Genomic DNA, 16,450 nt, shown 5'->3' with positions numbered 1-16,450 from the left:
AGATGGACCGGGTCTTCGTAGAATATTACGAGGAGGAACTGTCCCACATACGCGGGCTGGCGGCGGAGTTCGCCGACATGCATCCGGCGGTTGCCCGCAATTTGTCGCTGGATACGGTGCCGTGTCCCGACCCCTATGTGGAGCGGCTGCTCGACGGCGTCGCCTTCCTCGCCGCGCGCACGCGCCTGAAGGTGGATGCCGAGCGCTCGCGGTTTTCGCGCAGCATCCTCGACGTGCTTTATCCCGATCTCGTCACGCCGGCGCCGGCAACCGCCATGGTGGTGCTGAAGCCCGGCCAGCAGGTGCAGACAATGCTTGCCGGCCACGTCGTCAAGCGCGGCACGCGGCTGGTCTCCAGCCTGCAGGCCGGCCTGTCGACACGCTGCACCTTCACCACCGCGCAGGACATGACGCTGTTTCCGATCGCGATCAGTTCGGTCGGCTATTTCCAGGACCGCAGCGCGCTTGCCGCCGCCGGCATCGGCCCGATCGCCGGCAAGGCCGGCGAAGCGGCACTTCGCATCACGCTGGCGCGGACCGGCAAAGGCAAGCTCGACGAACTGGCGCTCGACCGGCTCGACTTCTATTTCGCCAACCGCACCAAGGCGCCGCTGATCTTCGACGCCATCTTCGGAGTCTGCTCTGGTGTCGGCGCTCGACCGGAAGGCAAGACCAATCCATTGTCGCCGCTACCGCCGCCGGAGATGGTCGGCATTGCCGATGCCGAGGCGCTGATGCCGCGCACGCGGCCGACCTTCGAAGGCTACCGCCTGCTGCGCGAATATTTCATGATGCCCGAGCGCTTCCATTATGGGCGCGTCACCGGCTTGCTGCCGGTCGTGCGCAAATGCCAGGCCGGGCTCGAAATCATCTTCCTGTTCCGGCGTCCGGTGCCCGAACTCGCCGATCTGACGCCGGCGGATTTCGATCTCTTCGCCACCCCGATCATCAATCTCTTCGAGCGCGAGTGCAACATCGTCGAGCTCGACCAGCGCAAGACGCGCCAGGTGCTGCATGCCGACCGCACGCGGGCGCGCGACTTTGAAATCTACCGCGTCATCCGCGTCGAAGACGCCGATGCCGAGGGACCCGACGCGGAGATACCGGAACTCTTCAGCCTTGGGCAAAATCGCGGCAGCGGCTGGGTCTATTCGACGGAGCGGCGGCCGCGCCGGCCGACCGAGGACGAGCGGCGCCAGGGCGTGACGCGGACCTCCTATGCCGGGGACGACGTCTTCCTGGCGGTTTCGCGCCCAGTCAACAGTCAGGCCAACCGGCCGCTCAAGCGCGTCGACGTCGTGGCACTGTGCACAAACCGCGATCTTGCCATCCTCGACGACACGCCAACGCTGACGCTGGAAGCGGGCGACCCGGTGGAATCGGTCAGGCTGCTCGGCGCGCTGCGTTCGCCGCAGCCGGCCATCCCGGCAGCGCTGCCGACCGGCGCCGACAGCGAGTCGCGCGCCGACGACCTGGCCTGGCGGCTGGTCTCGCAGCTGGCGCTGAACTTCCTCAGCCTGGCCAAGGAAGGCCGCGGCGTCGATCCGCTGCATGCGCTGCTCGATCTCTATGCCGAACGCGGCGATCCCGGGCTTGCCCGCAATGTACGCTCGATCGTGCGCATCGATTCGCGCGCGGTGATCGAAAGGCTGGCGATCGAAGGACCAATGTGTTTTGGGCGCGGCACGGAGGTGACGCTGCATGTCGACCAGTCGGTGCTGGCGGGACAGAGCACTCTGCTGCTGTCGGGCCTGCTGTCGCGGCTGTTTGCCCGCCATGCCGGCATTAACGGGTTCGTGCGCACGCGCACGCGGTTGCTCCAGAAACAGGAGGATGTGCCATGGCCGATGACGCCCGGCAATCGCTACCTGATCTAGAGCGAGCCGCAACCCTGTCCGAGAGTTTCGACTTTTTCGAACTGCTGCGCCGGCTGGAGCGGCAAGGCGGCCTGTTCGGCCATTCCGGCCGGCCGGACCGCGAGCCGGCAAGGCTCGGCCAGAATGTGCGGCTGTCCTTCGCAGTGCAGGACGTGGTGGATTTCCACGAACCGACGGACAAGTCGCCGGCGCGGGTGACGGTCAACAATCTCGGCCTGCTCGGGCCTGAAGGGCCGATGCCGCTGCATCTGACGCGCTGGGTGCTCGATCGGCTTTCGCAGCGCTGGTATGCAGGCGCCGAGGCGCGGCAAACGAGCGACACGACCTTCGTCGATTTCGTCAACATCCTGCAGCACCGGATGATCGCGCTTTATTATCGCGCCTGGGCGGATGCGCATCCGGCCGTGCAGGTCGAACGCGGTGTCGGCGGCCGCGTCCGTTCGATGCTGGAAGCGATGGCCGGCATCGGGCTGCCGGGCACCCAGGACGCCGAACTCGATGCGGTAAAGCTTCGCCAGGCCGCCTCGCTCGCCAGCCAGGTCGAGGGTCCCGAACGGCTGACGCTGTTCATTGCCGAAGCCTTCAAGGTTCCGGTGGTGCTGAAGGAATTCGTCGGCGCCTGGATGACCATTCCCAAGGCGCTGCAGAGCCGGCTGGCCGGCAGCTATGCCACACTCGGCCGCAGCGCCACCATCGGCCCGCGCAGCTTCAGCCGGCAAAGCCGAATCGAACTGCGCATCGGTGCGCTCAGCTATATCGACTACAAGGCGTTCCTGCCCGGCGGCGAGCGGCTGAAGTTGTTGAAGCAGGCGGTGCGCGACCTGATCGGCGAGACCATCGATGTCGATCTCAGGATCGTGCTTGCGGCAAAGGCAGTGCCGCCGGCAAAGCTCGGCACCGTCCAGCTTGCCCGCACCACCTGGCTGGCGCGCAACCCTGCGCGAGGCGATGCCGAAGACATGCGGCTGCGCACCATCGTCGGCTGGCGCGAAGAGGTGGCGGCATGAGCCTGCTGCTGACGCTCGAACAGGGACCCCGCGCGCAAGTCACGCGGCAGGCGCGGCTGGACGAGGGTGAGCTGGTGATCGGCCGCAGCGCCGACGCCGACTGGCAGATCAACGATCCCGACATGTTCGTCTCGCGCGCCCACTGCAAGATCACCAGCAAGCAGGGCGGCTATTTCGTCACCGATACTTCCAGCAGCGGGCTGTTCATCGACGATGCCAGCAGCCCACTCGGCGCGGGAAATACCGAGCGCCTGCAAAGCGGCATGCGGCTGCGGTTGGGCGACTATGTGGTGTGCGTCGATTTGCAGACGGCGAAGACCGAGGCGCCGGCCTTGAGGCCTTCGATGCCCGCCAGCAAGCCGGTGGCGTCGCGGGCGCCGGTCAGTCTCGGTGGCGACGATTTCTTTTCGTCCACGACCCAAGAAGAGCCGGGACGGCCACGCCCTGCCAACCTGCCCGATCCGTTCGAAAAGCCGGTGCCCGGCGCGTTCGCGCGTGCGGATGAACGCAGCTCGCAGGCGTTCGACGATCCATTCAGCCTCGACCCGGTGGCGACGCCGGCGCCAGAGGCCGTCACCGACAAAAGCGGCGGCAAGCCGCTGTTCGACGACCCCTTCGGCCTCGACTCCGCGCCGCTGTCGAGAGAGCCTAGCAGATCCAATTCCGAGCAGCCGCCGGCCTACGATGACGGGTTTGGTTTTGGCCCGGCCGAGTCCACCAGCCTCGACGTTGGCGCGACGGATGGCGGCGCAATCGATGCGGCCTCGCCTGCTCCCTCCGCGGCGCCGTGGGAGCTGCCGGCTCGCGCGGCCGAGCCATCGCCAAAGCCAACCCCGCAACCACCGCCCCGCCCTCCTGTCCGGCAAGCTGCAGCACGGCCATCGACCGGACAGCCGGACGCGGACTTTCGCGCTGCTTTCCTGCGCGGCATGGGTATGGACGAGGCCGGCTTTCCCGGCCGCAATCCGGTTGCCGACATGGAGAAATTCGGCCGCGAGTACCGGCTGATGATGGATGGGCTGATGCAGCTTTTGCGCAAGCGCGCCGAAGAGAAGGGCAACGCTCGCGTCGCGCAGACCGTGGTTGGCGCGTCCGAGGTCAACCCGCTCAAATTCCTGCCCTCGGTCGACGATGCGCTGGTGACCATGCTGGCCGAGCGCAGCCCCGGTTTCCTCGGCGCCGAAGCGGCGATCAAGGACGCGGTGCGCGATCTGGCGCAGCATCACGTTCGCGCCTGGCGCGGCGTGCAAGGCGCGCTCAAGCGCATGATCGACCGCTTTGATCCGGCGGCGATCGAGCAGGAACTGAAGTCGAGCTCGGCGATCGGCAATCTGCTGACCGGCGGGCGCGGCGCCAAGCTCTGGGAATTGTACCAGAAACGCCACCGTGAAATCGCTCACAGCGCCGAGACGCGCTTTCTGGGCGAGATCGGCGCTGATTTTCGTGATGCATATGAGGAGGACTGAGACATGATCGACAGACGCGAATTTATCCTTGCCATCGGGGCGACGGGACTGCTGACGGCTTGCCAGAGCGGCCCGCCCAAACCATCCGTCATCACAGTGAATCTTGCCGGCGGCGCCGGCATGAACCCGGGACCGGGCGGCGGCGACAGGCCGGTGACGGTGATGATCTTGCGGCTGAAAAGCACCGGCGCCTTCAATTCGGCCGATTATTTCGCCCTGCAGGGCGGTGCCGGCTCCGCACTTGGCGGCGATCTCATCGGCTCCGACACGATTTCCGTCGGACCCGGCAAGACCGCATCGAAGACCATCACGGTCGAACCGGAAGTGGCCGCACTCGGCTTCGTCGCGCTGATCAGGGAACCCACCGGACGCAACTGGCGCACGACCAAGTCGGTGTCGCCGGGATCGAAGTTCACCGTCAATGTGAAGCTCGGCAGCGGCGGCATTTCCGCCTAGCGGCGGCGGGTCCGCAAAGCCGCGCCAAGGTGACGAGCAGGAAGCAGAGAGTGCCGGCATGAGCGATGCAAACAGGGTGCTGTGGTCGGAGGGGCTTTTCCTTCGCACCCAGCATTTCCAGCAACAGGACCGCTTCTTCGAAGCGACGGTGCGCGGCGCCTTGCAGGCCGGGCATCTGCATACGTTCGGCTTTCGAACGCTGACGCTCGATCAGGCACAGCTCGATGCCGGCCAGATTTCGGTGCTCTCGGCACGCGGCATCTTTCCAGACGGGACGCCGTTCGCGATCCCCGAGACGATGGATGCGCCGCGGCCGCTGGCGGTGACGCCGGAGATGGGCGCTGGACCGGTGCTGATAGCGCTGCCGCTCGAGCCGCCAGGCGGCGTCGGCTTCGACCCTGCTCACGCCGAGCCGTCCGGCGCGCGCTATCGCGGCCGGATCGTGTCGGTGCGCGACGCCGTGCATGGCGGCTCCGATCCCGAGGAAATCGAGATCGCACGGCCGCAGGCGCTGTTGCTGGCGCCGGGCACGGCCGTCGGCGGCTACACCGCGCTGCCGGTGGCCGAACTCAAGGGCGTGCGCGCCGATGGCGGCGTGGCCTTGGACGACACCTTCCTGCCGCCGACCTTGGTCATCGGCGCGGCGTCCTGGTACAGCCGCCTGCTGCAGGAAGTGGTCACCGGCCTCGACCAGATCGCCGAGGCGCATGGCAAGATGGTGCTGGGCGGCCCCGGCCGCAGCGTCGAGGATCTTCTGATCCTCAATTTGGTCAACGCCGCGCGGCCGCGGCTGGCGCACATGCTGGCGCAGGACGTGTTCCATCCGGCCGAGGTCTATATGGAGCTGGCCGGTCTCGCCGGCTCGATGGCGACCTATGGCTCGAGTGCAAGGCGGCTCGGCGAACTGCCTGTCTACGACCACATGGCGCCAGGCCCGGCCTATTCGGCGCTGGCCGACGCGCTACGCTCCCTCATCCTCAGCCTGCGCTACATCGAGCCGAAATCCCGCGCCCTGCCGGTCATGCGCCATGCGACCAATGTGTGGAAGATCCGCATCGACAACCCGAAACTTCTGGTGGCGAGCCGCATCGTGGTGCGGATCGGCTCCGAACTCTCGGAGGATGCCTTGCGCAAGATTTTCGTCAACCAGGCGACCGTCGGCTCGGCCAGCGAATTCGAAGGGCTGTGGAAATCACGCCTGCCCGGCATTCCGCTGAAGCCCCTGCATTCGCAGCCGCGCGAAATTCCCTATGACGGCGACCGGCTGTGCCTCGAACTGGACCAGAAAAGCGAGCACTGGGCCTCGCTGCTCGAAGCGCCCGGGTTTGTGATCGGCGTTTCGGGCGTGCTGCCCAGCGAACCGCAGGTCGACTGCTACTCGGTCAACAGGTGAGATGATGAGCAGGGACGATCCATTCGGACTGTCCGAGGATCGGGAGCGGACGCGCATTCGGCTGAGCGGAGCGCCAACGCCGCGCGCCATGCCGCTGCCGGCGTCAGGGGTGACCGCGAAACGCTCCGCGCGCGCGCATCCGAACGTGCTCGTCAACGCGTTCTCGCCGCTGCTGGAATTTGCACCCGAACTCGAAAACGCGCAGCCGCCTGAGAACCCGGAAGCCCTGCGCACCAGGCTGCTCGACGAACTCGTGCGCTGCCGCGACGCCACCATGGCACAGGGATCGTCACTTGAGCGCGCCGACCAGGCCGCGTGGCTGGTGGCCGCGTTGCTCGATGATCTGGCGCTGAACACGCCGTGGGGCGGCGCCAGCGCATGGCCACGCCAGCCGCTGGTGGTGATGCTGCGCGGCGACGTCGATGCCGGCGCGCAGTTCTTCGCCCGTCTTGAAGAGCTGGAGCGCCATCCCAATCGCGACCGCGAAATGCTGGAGTTGCAATATCATTGCATGGCGCTCGGCTTCCGCGGCAAATATCGCGTGCCGGGCCGCTCCGGCGACCGTTCGCTCAATGCCGTGCGTGTGGCCGCGGCGCGCTTCCTGCGCGACAGCGACGCCGAAGGCGCACAGCTTTCGCCCAACTGGAAGGGCGTGATCGCCTCCGACGAGCCGCAGCGCTTCATCGTGCCGATCTGGGTGATGGTTGCGGCAGCGGCGGTGATCGCCACCGCCATTCATATCGGGCTGTCGATGAGCCTGAGCAGCCAGGCGGTCGAGCTTTCGGCGCTGGTTCGCGCCTTGCCGCCGCCGACGCGTACGGATGTCACCCGCGCTTCGCCGAAGGTCGACGCGCCGCCGCCGGTGGCGGTGGATTTCGCGCTGCTGCCGGAATTCCAGGCGGCAGCACCCGACGAGCTCAAGAGAGCGCTGAGCGGCACGGAGAGCGTGTCGCTGGCGCGGCTGGTCATCCAGGCCTCCAATCCCGAACTCTTCCAGTCGTCGCGAGCACAGCTGACAGACGGCTTCGATCCGCTCATCGCCTCGGTCGCCAAGGTGATCCTCGAGAATCAGGAGTTGATCGGCGATATCACCGTGGTCGGCCACACCGACGGCGTTCCCTTGCAAAAGACCAACCCACTGTCCACCAACCAGCGGCTGTCTGAAGCCCGCGCCGCGGAAATTGCCGATATCCTGGTTCAGAACGGCGTGCCTAAGGAGCGCGTGCGCTCCGAAGGCCGGGCCGCAACCGATCCGGTCGCCGACGACGGCACACGCGAGGGGCGGGCCTTGAACCGCCGCGTCGAAGTGCTGGTCGAAAAGAGGCTGTGACATGTTCATCCTGCGCTTCCTCTGGGCGGTCCTGACTTCGCGTTTCCTGTGGACGCTGATCGGCCTGGCGCTGCTGTCCCTGATCATCTGGGTGTTCGGCCCGATCGTACGGGTCGGCGACTATGTGCCGATGGCGTCGGAGACGGTGCGCATCGTCATCATCGCGCTTTTGGTGATCTTCTGGCTGATCTGGCTGATCGTCGCGCAGCGCCGCGCGATCCGCGCCAACCGCATGTTCGTCGCCGAGATTTCCGCCCCGGTCGAGGAAAAGCGGCTCAGCCCCGGCGAGGAAAACGTCGCCGCGGTTGGCGCCAAGTTCCAGGACGTCATGGTCGAGCTGAAGCGCCGCAAGCTCGGCGGCCGCAAATTCCTGCGCGAGATGCCGTGGTATGTGATCGTCGGCCCGCCGGCGACCGGCAAGACGACGGCCTTGCGCCAGTCCGGCCTCAACTTTCCGATCGACCTCACCGACGATCTGCAGGGCATCGGCGGTACGCGCAACTGCGACTGGTTCTTCTCCGAAAACGCAGTGATGATCGACACCGCCGGCCGCTATGTCCAGCAGGAGAGCCAGCCCGATGTCGACGCCGTGGAATGGCTGGGCTTCCTCGACCTGTTGAAGAAGCACCGCGGCCGTCGTGCACTCAACGGCGTCATCGTTGCGCTTGGGATCGACGCGCTGTCCGAGGGCGACGAAGCCGTCAAGGCGCATGGCCGCAAGATCCGCAGGCGCCTGGCCGAGCTCGAGGAGCGGCTGGAAATCCGCTTGCCGGTCTATCTCATGCTGACCAAGGCCGATCTGATCAGAGGCTTCGAGGCCTTCTTCGGCGGCCTGTCGACACAGGCGCGCGAACAGGTGTGGGGGACGACCTTCCCACTCGACGCGCGCGTCGACGCCAAGACGATCGCGGGCGAAATCACGATGCTGTCGAGGGAGCTGGAAAAGCGGCTGGTGCCGCGGCTGGAAGACGAGGACAAGCTGGCCGAACGGGCCGAGATCTTCCGCTTTCCCGCACAGCTGCAAAGCCTGTCCGAGCCGATCCAGGTGCTGGTCGAGGCGATGTTCGGCGAGAGCCGCTACGAGGAGGCAGCCTGGCTGCGCGGCCTCTATCTGACCTCGGCCACCCAGGAAGGCGCGCCAATCGACCGGCTGACCGCGGCGCTCGCCTCCTCCTTCGGGCTGCCGGCACGACGCACGATGCCGGCGCAGCGCTTCGAGAAGCGCAGCTTCTTCCTCAAGAACCTTTTGACCGAGGTGATCTTCAAGGAGGCCGGGCTCGGCACCTTCGATCCGCTGGCGCAGCGCCGCCGCAGCTGGATCTGGCGCGGTGCCGCCGCTGCCAGCGCGGCTGCGGCCATACTCGCCGGTGGCCTGTTCACCTGGTCCTACTACGACAATCGCAACGCCATCGCCGCGCAAGCCGGCCAGTTCGAAGCGCTGCAGGCGCCGCTGACGTCGACCGCCGCGACGCCCGCCTCGGTGCTGCAGCCGGCAATGGACGTTGCCCTCAACGCCATGGACGAAGTCGCCAATGCCAGGACTGCGCCTCCGAACAAGGCACAGGACCTGCTCGGACCATCGGCTTCGGCCGAGATGATGCGGGCGCAGACCGACACCTATGACCACGCTCTGCGCAACGTGCTGGAGCCGCGGATGGTGGCGCTGCTGGAAGCAACCATGTGGCGGCAGATCCGCGATCCGGACTTCATGCTGGGCGCACTCAAGACCTACCGCATGATGACCGGCCTGTCTCAGATGGACTCCGACTTCGTCGAGAATTGGTGGGTAAACGACCTGCCCGAATTCGCGCCGGCCGCGCTCTTCCCGACCGCCGATGCGGAAGAACACCAGTTGGCCGCGATCCGGCGCATGGCGGTCGACGACAGCTACATCGCGCCCGACCAGGCGCTGGTCGCCGAAGCGCTGAAAACGGTCTGCACGATCTCGCTGCCGGCGCGGGCCTACAAGCAATTGCTGGCCGATCCGGCGGTGGCCGGATTGAAGGAATGGATCCCCGCCAATTTCGCCGGGCCGAACGGCGCCAAGGTGTTTTCGCGACGCTCCGACAAGACCCTGCGTGTCGGCATATCAGGCGCCTTCACCTATGACGGTTTCCACGACGACATCCTCGACCGGGTCGAGGATGTCGCCGCCCAGGCGGCACTCGACCGCGCCGTGTTTGCCGGCGGCTGCTCGGAAAATTCCGAGACCTCGGTGTCGGCGCTGTCGGAAGATATCCTGAAGCTCTACTATGACGATTACATCGCGCAGTGGGATAGTTTCCTGCGCGACATGCGGCTGGCGCCGCTGAGCGACCTCAACATTGCCAGCGAGAATCTGAAGGACCTTTCCAGCGCCGATTCCGCGCTGAAGCGGCTGTTGACGGCGGTGGTCCAGGAGGTCGACCTCACCCGCTCGGACGACGCGCCGGCCGGTGACGACAAGGCGGCGGCGAAGGGCGGCTCGAAACTGCTGGGCAAGCTCGGCAAACTGGGCAAGATCGTCAAGACCGGCGCCAAGCTGTTGCCGCGCGCAGGATCGGCCAGCGAAGTCGACCTGACCGGCACGTTGGTGGCCGAACACTTCAAGCCGCTCAAGAGCACGATTGCCGAGGTCGACGGCCAGCCGCCAGCGCTCGATGCCGCGGTCGTCGCGCTGACGGCGCTGTCCAACGTGCTGCAGACGGTGACCGCCAATCCCGACCCGCAGGACGCGATCAAGAAACAGGGCGGGCTTGCCGAACTGACCGGCGCCGTCGCCCGCCAGGCGCAAATCCTGCCCGACCCGGTCAACACCTGGCTGAGCGGCATTGCCGGCGACACCAGCGGGTTGACGCAGAAGGCCGTGGCCTCCGAGCTCAACGCCATCTGGCGCGCCGACATCCTGCCCTTCTGCCAGGCCGCGCTCAACGACCGCTATCCGTTCAGCCCCGACAGTGCCGTCGACGTCAACGTGCGCGACTTCGCCCGCCTGTTCGGACCGGCAGGGATGATCGACGGCTTCATCAACGACCATCTGATCGGCTATGTCGACACCTCGGCGCAGCCTTGGAAATGGCGTGCCGATTTCGGCCTCGACCCATCGGCGCTCGCCGCCTTCGAGCAGGCGCGGCGCATCCGCGACGATCTCTTTCCCGGCGGTCAGGGCCCGGTGATGGCCTTCACGCTCGAGCCGACCGACCTGTCGCCCAACGTGACCCGCGTCACGCTCAACCTCGATGGCCAGAACCTGGTCTATTTCAACAATGCGACGCGACCGCAACCGATGACCTGGCCCGGCAAGGACGGCACCGGCGTCATCTCGCTCGCCTTCCAGCCGATCGACGGCTCGCCCGAAATCATGCTCAACGAGACGGGAAGCTGGGCGTGGCTGAGGATGCTGCGCGGCGGCCGCTTCACCGGGACGTCGCTGTCCGATGTCTACAGCCTGCGGCTGGGGACGAAAGGCATGTACGCCGATTTCAAGCTCAAGGCGGCGAGCGTGGAAAATCCCTACAACCTCCAGATGTTCAAGAAATTCTCATGTCCGCCGCAGATCTGATCCTGCCTGGCTTCTACGGCAAAATGCCCGCCACCGGCGACTTCGTCAGCCGGCGGCTGACGGGCGAGTTCGTGCGGCTTTGGGACCGCTGGCTGGCGCAGCACCTGGTGCCACTGTTTGGCCAGGACATCTGGCCGCCGGCCACGGCGCTGCGGTTTCTGGCCGGCCCGAACTCCTTCGGCGCGTCGGCGGGCATCATCCTGCAGAGCGCCGACAAGGTGGGCCGGAAATTCCCCTTGAGCGTCGTTGCCCTGCTACCCGAAGCGCCTGTCGCGCTGACGCATGCCGAGGCATGGTTTGCCGGAATCGAGGAGGCCGCCACCGCCGCCCAGCAGGGCGAGCTGACGCCCGAAGAACTGGATGCAGCTTTGACGGCACTGCCGATGCCACAGGCCGAGCCGGGCGAAGAGCTGATCGCCGACATGGTGATGTGGACGGCGCACTCCGACATTTTCGACATCGGTCCGCACGCGCCGCAACCGACGCTGGAGACAATCCTCGCCGGCAGCTGGGAGACCAGCTGATGCAGATCTGGAACCAGATGGGGTATCCGCACGAATTCACGACTGCCACCGATGTTGCCGGACACGACTGGCTGGTCGTGGTCGTGAAAGGCACATTCGACTTCCCGTCGAAGCCGGGCGAAACGGTACGAAGATCGGCGGAACAGGTTCCGCTGGTCATGGCTGACACGCACACGGGCATCCCGGGATATTCGGCTACATTGTGGGAGACAGATTTTGCCTTTCGCAAGCCGCGCTGCGATGTGGTTGCCAACGGGTTTGCTTACGCCCCAAACGGCCGACCAGCCGAACGTGTGCCGGTCGGTCTCAAGGTTGGTGGTTGGTCAAAGCTGTTCGAGGTTGTCGGCCATCGCGAATGGCGCTCCATCGGCCCGGTGTTTACCGCCACATCGCCGCAACCGTTTCTGAAACTGCCCATCTCCTACGACGTTGCCTGGGGCGGCATCGACAGGCTGGATCCGGAAGACAAGCTGCCTGGCAGCTATAAACACAACCCCGTGGGAACCGGCTGGTCGCGCGCGCAGAACCAGCGGCGGATCCCAGGCCTACGGCTGCCGAATACCCAGGCAATGGGCGAGGATGTACGCTCGCCCTTCGGCGACTACCAGCCGATGAGCTTTGGTCCGATGGGGCGTGGCTGGCCGGGACGCATCGAATATGGCGGCACCTACGATGACAACTGGACCAAAAACATATTTCCGTTCCTGCCTCCGGACTTTGACGATCGCTATTTCCAGATGGCGCCTGCCGACCAGCAGATTGACCTGCCGAAGGGCGGCGAAGACGTGCAGCTCGTGAACCTGACGCCTGAAGGACGGGTGAGCTTTCGCCTGCCGCAGACTGCGCTGCCCGTGGCGCTACTCAAAGGTCAAAGAAAATCTCTCGACGCAAATATCAACCCGGACACTATACTTTTCGACCCGGAGAACGGGCGCTTCTCGCTGGTCTGGCGGGTGTCGCAGCGACTTCACCGAACCATACTCGACTTTTCTGAATGCTGGATCGGGCCGCCTACCGAAGCGATGATGCGGGCGCATGCCACGGGGCGTGTCTATTCCCGCTCCGATGAAACGATTGTGCTGGAGGCCGAGACGACGTGAAGCCGGCACTGGATATTATTTCGGTCGGCATGGTTACGGCGGTTGGCCTTGATGCGCCATCGGCCTGCGCAGCGATGCGAGCCGGCATTGATGGCTTCCAGGAAACACGTTTCAAGAACGACAAAGACGAGTGGTTGATCGGCGCACCTGTACCCCTGCCTCGCAACTGGGTTGGCGAGAAGCGAATGGCGCATCTCGCCTCAGGCGCCATTGTCGAGGCATTCGAGGACGTTCCGGAAGCGAGAGGGCAGACCGCTCTGATCCTTTGCGTGGCAGAAGAAGACCGTCCAGGGCGGCCGGTAAGAAGCACGCTGCGCCTGCTCGACCGTATTGCGGAGATCACCGAAGTCGAGAAGCATTCGCGATCGCGGGTTATCGCCTATGGGCGACCGTCCGGACACGTGGCGCTTGATTATGCACGCCGGATGATTTCATCGGGCGAAACGCCTTATGTGATGATTGCTGGGGTCGATAGTTACCTGACTACCTTGGCCACCACGCACTATCTCAAGGAGCGCCGCCTCCTAACGCTCAACAATCCAAACGGGTTTATTCCTGGCGAGGCGGCAGCAGCGGTTCTTTGCGGACCGCCAAGGCACGGCGGATTTCGGCTGAGGGGGCTGGGTTTGTCGCGAGAGCCTGGCTTTATTTACAACAAGCAAGACTTGCCGCTCAGAGGCGACGGAATGACGGCGGCCTATCGCCATGCGCTGGATGAGACCGGAATAGAGATGAACCGTCTCGGTTACCGGATCTCAGACCTCATCGGCGAGCAATACTGGTTCAAGCAGACGGCGCTGGCGTCGATACGACTGGTGCGCAACCCCTGTCCGTCTCAGGATTTGTGGTCACCTGCCGAGACCCTCGGCAATATTGGTGCGGCGGTGACGCCGCTGATGCTGGGGATGGCGCTGACGGCGGCAAGAAAGAACTACGCGACAGGCAACCCGGTGCTTATCGAAGCTTCCAACGATGCCGGCGCCTGTGGAGCTGCCGTGCTGGCCGCGAGGGCTGCGCGGTGACTGTCTTCGCCAACGGACTGGAAGTGGCTGCCAAGGCCCAGGGCAACAAGGTTATCGCGGCCTTCCCGGATGTTTGTTTCACCCCGCCCGAAAATCCGGCGACACCGCCTGGGGTACCGATCCCATATCCGTCATTTGGAATGGACTCCGATACAGAGAAGGGTACCGGAACGGTCAAAATCGGCGGAGAAAACATCACCCAAAAGGACAAATCGGATTACAGCCAGACGACAGGCACGGAAGCCGGCAGCGCAGCCAAGAAGGGTGTCGTCTCTTCCACCAACACCAACAAGGAGTACGCGCGGGCCTGGTCTGGCAACGTAAAGGCGGACAACCTCCCGGTCAGCCGCTTCACGGATATCTCGACCAACAATCATTCAAGCAGTCAGGTTGGAAACTCGCCTCCCCAAACGAAGGTTGGAACACCGGGGCCTGGGGGTGGATCGGCGCCAATAACCAAATGCCCTTGTTGCGGGACAAGCCCTGCGCATGCCAACCAACTCAAAGCCAGTGGAGAAATGTGCGAACAGACCACCGAAAACGAATATTACAACGACCGCATGGGAAAGGCTGACAACAAGATTCAGCAGATTGAAGAAGATTTTGCCGCCGGCACAATCCCAAAGGAAACGCACGCCGCGGCCTGGGGTCAGTACGCCAAAAGAAAAAAAGCGAGAAAGACCATAGCGGACGCAAGGGCCTCCGGCTCGAAATGCAAGAACCTTCACGATCCGCCTGATAAGGATTGCGGAGTACACTTCAAAGGTACACGAAGCTATTCAGAGATCTTAAAGGCCGAAGATCCCGCCGAATTGGCAAGCATCGAAGCAAAGGCAAACGCCAAATATACGGACCCGAAGGACATAAAAACGGCTATCCATAAGGACGTAAAGAAGCACGTTCGTGAGACAATTCTCGGATTCAAGGGCGCCAAGAAAAACGACATCAAAAGGCGAGATGGCCCGGGTCAGGTCAATCATAAGACCCCGCTGGACGCAGGCGGATGTCCAACCTCACCAGACAACTTGATTTCGGACGGTGCATTGGCGCCGGAGTGCAAAGAGATCGACACCGCGCAGACCACACTGCAAGACATATCGGATTGATGTTATGGTTTTTTCATCACTTGGAAGGCTCTTCCACTTTGCAGTAAGTGACTTTCGTGGCGCTCGCACAGAGAGTGGGCGTCTGTTGCTGGATATTTTTGAAGAATGCAAAGCGGGTGCTTTTTCTGATACCGCGATGTTCACCCGGATATTTGAAAGCTCTCCTTCCGTCGACACGGCGATTTCCGCATTCACCTTGATGCCCTACGTCACTCCGGGAAGCATCCTGATCGACATTGCGGACCCAATCCGTCAATCGCTCCGGCACGACGGTCAGATGCTCGAGTGGTTCTGTATAGCTTTGACAAGAAGTGGACTTCTGAGGCCGATGGAGTTGGCCGCCGCAATTTACCAGCAAGGCCCCTCGGATTTTGCCGAATTTGATCTTCCGTATCAACTTTCCATCGCCTTGGAGGCCAAGGTAAGCGATATCTTCTATGGACCACGGATGGTTCCGGGCACCATTGACGAATTCGACGCAGATCGCATTCAGTATGAGGTCGCGGAATATACGAAGTTAGTTATGTCACGGATCGACGAAGTCAGAAAAAGCCACCCCAACGATGCTAATGCTTCGTTTCTTTATGGTCGGCCGATCAACCTAGCCGAAACCGCGCATAAATCATTGAATGCCATTGCCAAAGCACACGACAATGAAGACGTCGTCGTCGCGCGTGACACCATTGAAGCATTTACGGGATTCGACCTCTCGGACTTTTATCGGAAAGGCCAACTGGACCGAGTAGGCGCCGCAGCGGCGCTGGAGCGCCTGTTCGACGAAGTTGACCTTTATCAGTTCAAACCGGGTGTGCGCTATTTCTTCGGCAGGCCGATCCCGGACTGATTGCAAGTCGGCATCGAGCTATTTGCCAGCGCTGGCGAGGTATTTCCTCACCTTGTCGAGATCGAGGTCGAAGATACGAAGCTCGGCTTTGCTCGACAGCATGCGCAAGACAAAGAGTTCCCCCGCCTCGGGGAATTCGTCATGACGCTCCTGCGCAATCTCCTGACCCGCCTTTCCGGCAACCCGCAATCCATCAAGATAGGCTTCCAGCCGCTCCACCAGCCTGGCCATCCGCTCTTCGTCCATCTCGGGATTCTTGCCGGGGTTCAACAGATTGTAGTTGTAGACCGTCCACAGAAAGGCGGCCATTTCGGCATGCTGGCGAACGATTTCCCGCAGGATAGGCGCAGACATCAGTTCAGGTTCACGGAACCGCCCCGGATGCGGTTCGCGGCACTTGCATGACTCGTCACATAGGTGCCGCGGATCGTGATCCGGCCGTCCTTTTCCATGATGATCACGGCCTTGCCACAGCGCAGTTCGATGCGTTCCTCGCCTGTGATTCTCACCTGCTCGCCATCGCGGACAACATGAGGATTGGTCGACTTTCCTTTCGGGTCAACGATTCGTCCAACAATGAGCGGCTGGCGCAGATCCCCGCCCTGAAACAACAGGGCAACCTCAGAGCCAATCATATCGGAGCTCAACTCTGCAAGGCTACGTGCCGGAAGGGCCGTGTCCTGCGGATTGCCCGGAAAAACAACGAGCGGTTCATCCTCGCCAAAGCCGAGAAAAATCCCGATTACCACGCCTTCGATTCGTTCGACGATCTTTGCCATCTGAC

General features: G+C 63.7%; 14 protein-coding genes. 12 read left to right on the top strand and 2 right to left on the bottom strand.

Going from position 1 to position 16,450, the window contains the following annotated elements:
• Positions 1-2: 2 nt before the first annotated feature.
• Genes tssF through AC3EMP_RS12275 form a run of 12 tightly spaced genes read left to right on the top strand, consistent with a single transcriptional unit; the run spans position 3 to position 15,666 of the window.
• The gene (gene tssF, locus AC3EMP_RS12330) at positions 3-1,877 is read left to right on the top strand and encodes a type VI secretion system baseplate subunit TssF (protein ID WP_023714851.1); all 1,875 of its coding nucleotides are present in this window, start codon (positions 3-5) and stop codon (positions 1,875-1,877) included.
• Positions 1,841-2,884, top strand: coding sequence for a type VI secretion system baseplate subunit TssG (tssG, locus tag AC3EMP_RS12325; RefSeq protein WP_031194673.1), 1,044 nt, complete (start codon positions 1,841-1,843; stop codon positions 2,882-2,884). Before tssF ends, tssG begins: the two co-directional genes overlap by 37 nt.
• Entirely contained in the window at positions 2,881-4,350 is a 1,470-nt protein-coding gene (gene tagH / locus AC3EMP_RS12320) for a type VI secretion system-associated FHA domain protein TagH (protein WP_023714854.1), read from the top strand. Before tssG ends, tagH begins: the two co-directional genes overlap by 4 nt.
• Before the next feature lie 3 nt (positions 4,351-4,353).
• On the top strand, positions 4,354-4,806 hold the full coding sequence (gene tssJ / locus AC3EMP_RS12315) for a type VI secretion system lipoprotein TssJ (protein ID WP_023735638.1): 453 nt from the start codon (positions 4,354-4,356) through the stop codon (positions 4,804-4,806).
• 58 nt (positions 4,807-4,864) lie between these two features.
• The gene (gene tssK, locus AC3EMP_RS12310) at positions 4,865-6,199 is read left to right on the top strand and encodes a type VI secretion system baseplate subunit TssK (protein ID WP_023709959.1); all 1,335 of its coding nucleotides are present in this window, start codon (positions 4,865-4,867) and stop codon (positions 6,197-6,199) included.
• Between the two features lie 4 nt (positions 6,200-6,203).
• The gene (gene icmH, locus AC3EMP_RS12305) at positions 6,204-7,529 is read left to right on the top strand and encodes a type IVB secretion system protein IcmH/DotU (RefSeq protein WP_352655714.1); all 1,326 of its coding nucleotides are present in this window, start codon (positions 6,204-6,206) and stop codon (positions 7,527-7,529) included.
• Between the two features lies 1 nt (position 7,530).
• Complete coding sequence (tssM, locus tag AC3EMP_RS12300; protein ID WP_352711041.1) at positions 7,531-11,070, top strand: type VI secretion system membrane subunit TssM; 3,540 nt, start codon at positions 7,531-7,533, stop codon at positions 11,068-11,070.
• Entirely contained in the window at positions 11,052-11,594 is a 543-nt protein-coding gene (tagF, locus tag AC3EMP_RS12295; protein ID WP_023726336.1) for a type VI secretion system-associated protein TagF, read from the top strand. The genes tssM and tagF overlap by 19 nt, the downstream gene beginning before the upstream one ends.
• Positions 11,594-12,694, top strand: a complete 1,101-nt coding sequence (locus tag AC3EMP_RS12290; RefSeq protein ID WP_352498066.1) for a DUF2169 family type VI secretion system accessory protein — start codon at positions 11,594-11,596, stop codon at positions 12,692-12,694. The genes tagF and AC3EMP_RS12290 overlap by 1 nt, the downstream gene beginning before the upstream one ends.
• On the top strand, positions 12,691-13,716 hold the full coding sequence (locus AC3EMP_RS12285) for a 3-oxoacyl-ACP synthase (protein ID WP_352498065.1): 1,026 nt from the start codon (positions 12,691-12,693) through the stop codon (positions 13,714-13,716). The genes AC3EMP_RS12290 and AC3EMP_RS12285 overlap by 4 nt, the downstream gene beginning before the upstream one ends.
• A complete protein-coding gene (locus AC3EMP_RS12280) occupies positions 13,713-14,822 on the top strand; it encodes a DUF4150 domain-containing protein (RefSeq protein ID WP_352667674.1) in 1,110 nt (369 codons plus the stop codon). Before AC3EMP_RS12285 ends, AC3EMP_RS12280 begins: the two co-directional genes overlap by 4 nt.
• A 4-nt stretch (positions 14,823-14,826) precedes the next feature.
• Positions 14,827-15,666 (top strand): hypothetical protein, encoded by an 840-nt coding sequence (locus AC3EMP_RS12275; protein WP_488494620.1) that lies wholly within the window; start codon positions 14,827-14,829, stop codon positions 15,664-15,666.
• 18 nt (positions 15,667-15,684) lie between these two features.
• Here the strand turns inward: AC3EMP_RS12275 and AC3EMP_RS12270 are convergent, their stop codons facing one another.
• Together AC3EMP_RS12270 and AC3EMP_RS12265 are read right to left on the bottom strand one after the other, a co-directional pair.
• Positions 15,685-16,023 (bottom strand): hypothetical protein, encoded by a 339-nt coding sequence (locus AC3EMP_RS12270; protein WP_352498092.1) that lies wholly within the window; start codon positions 16,021-16,023, stop codon positions 15,685-15,687.
• Positions 16,020-16,445 carry a DUF6484 domain-containing protein gene (locus tag AC3EMP_RS12265; protein ID WP_352498062.1) on the bottom strand — a complete coding sequence of 142 codons (426 nt, stop codon included), beginning with the start codon at positions 16,443-16,445 and terminating at the stop codon, positions 16,020-16,022. Before AC3EMP_RS12265 ends, AC3EMP_RS12270 begins: the two co-directional genes overlap by 4 nt.
• Positions 16,446-16,450 lie beyond the last annotated feature (5 nt).

The sequence above is a fragment of the Mesorhizobium sp. P160219 genome (assembly GCF_057786095.1).
The sequence above is the reverse complement of the archived record's forward strand: the minus strand, read 5'-3'. Positions and strand labels throughout refer to the sequence as shown.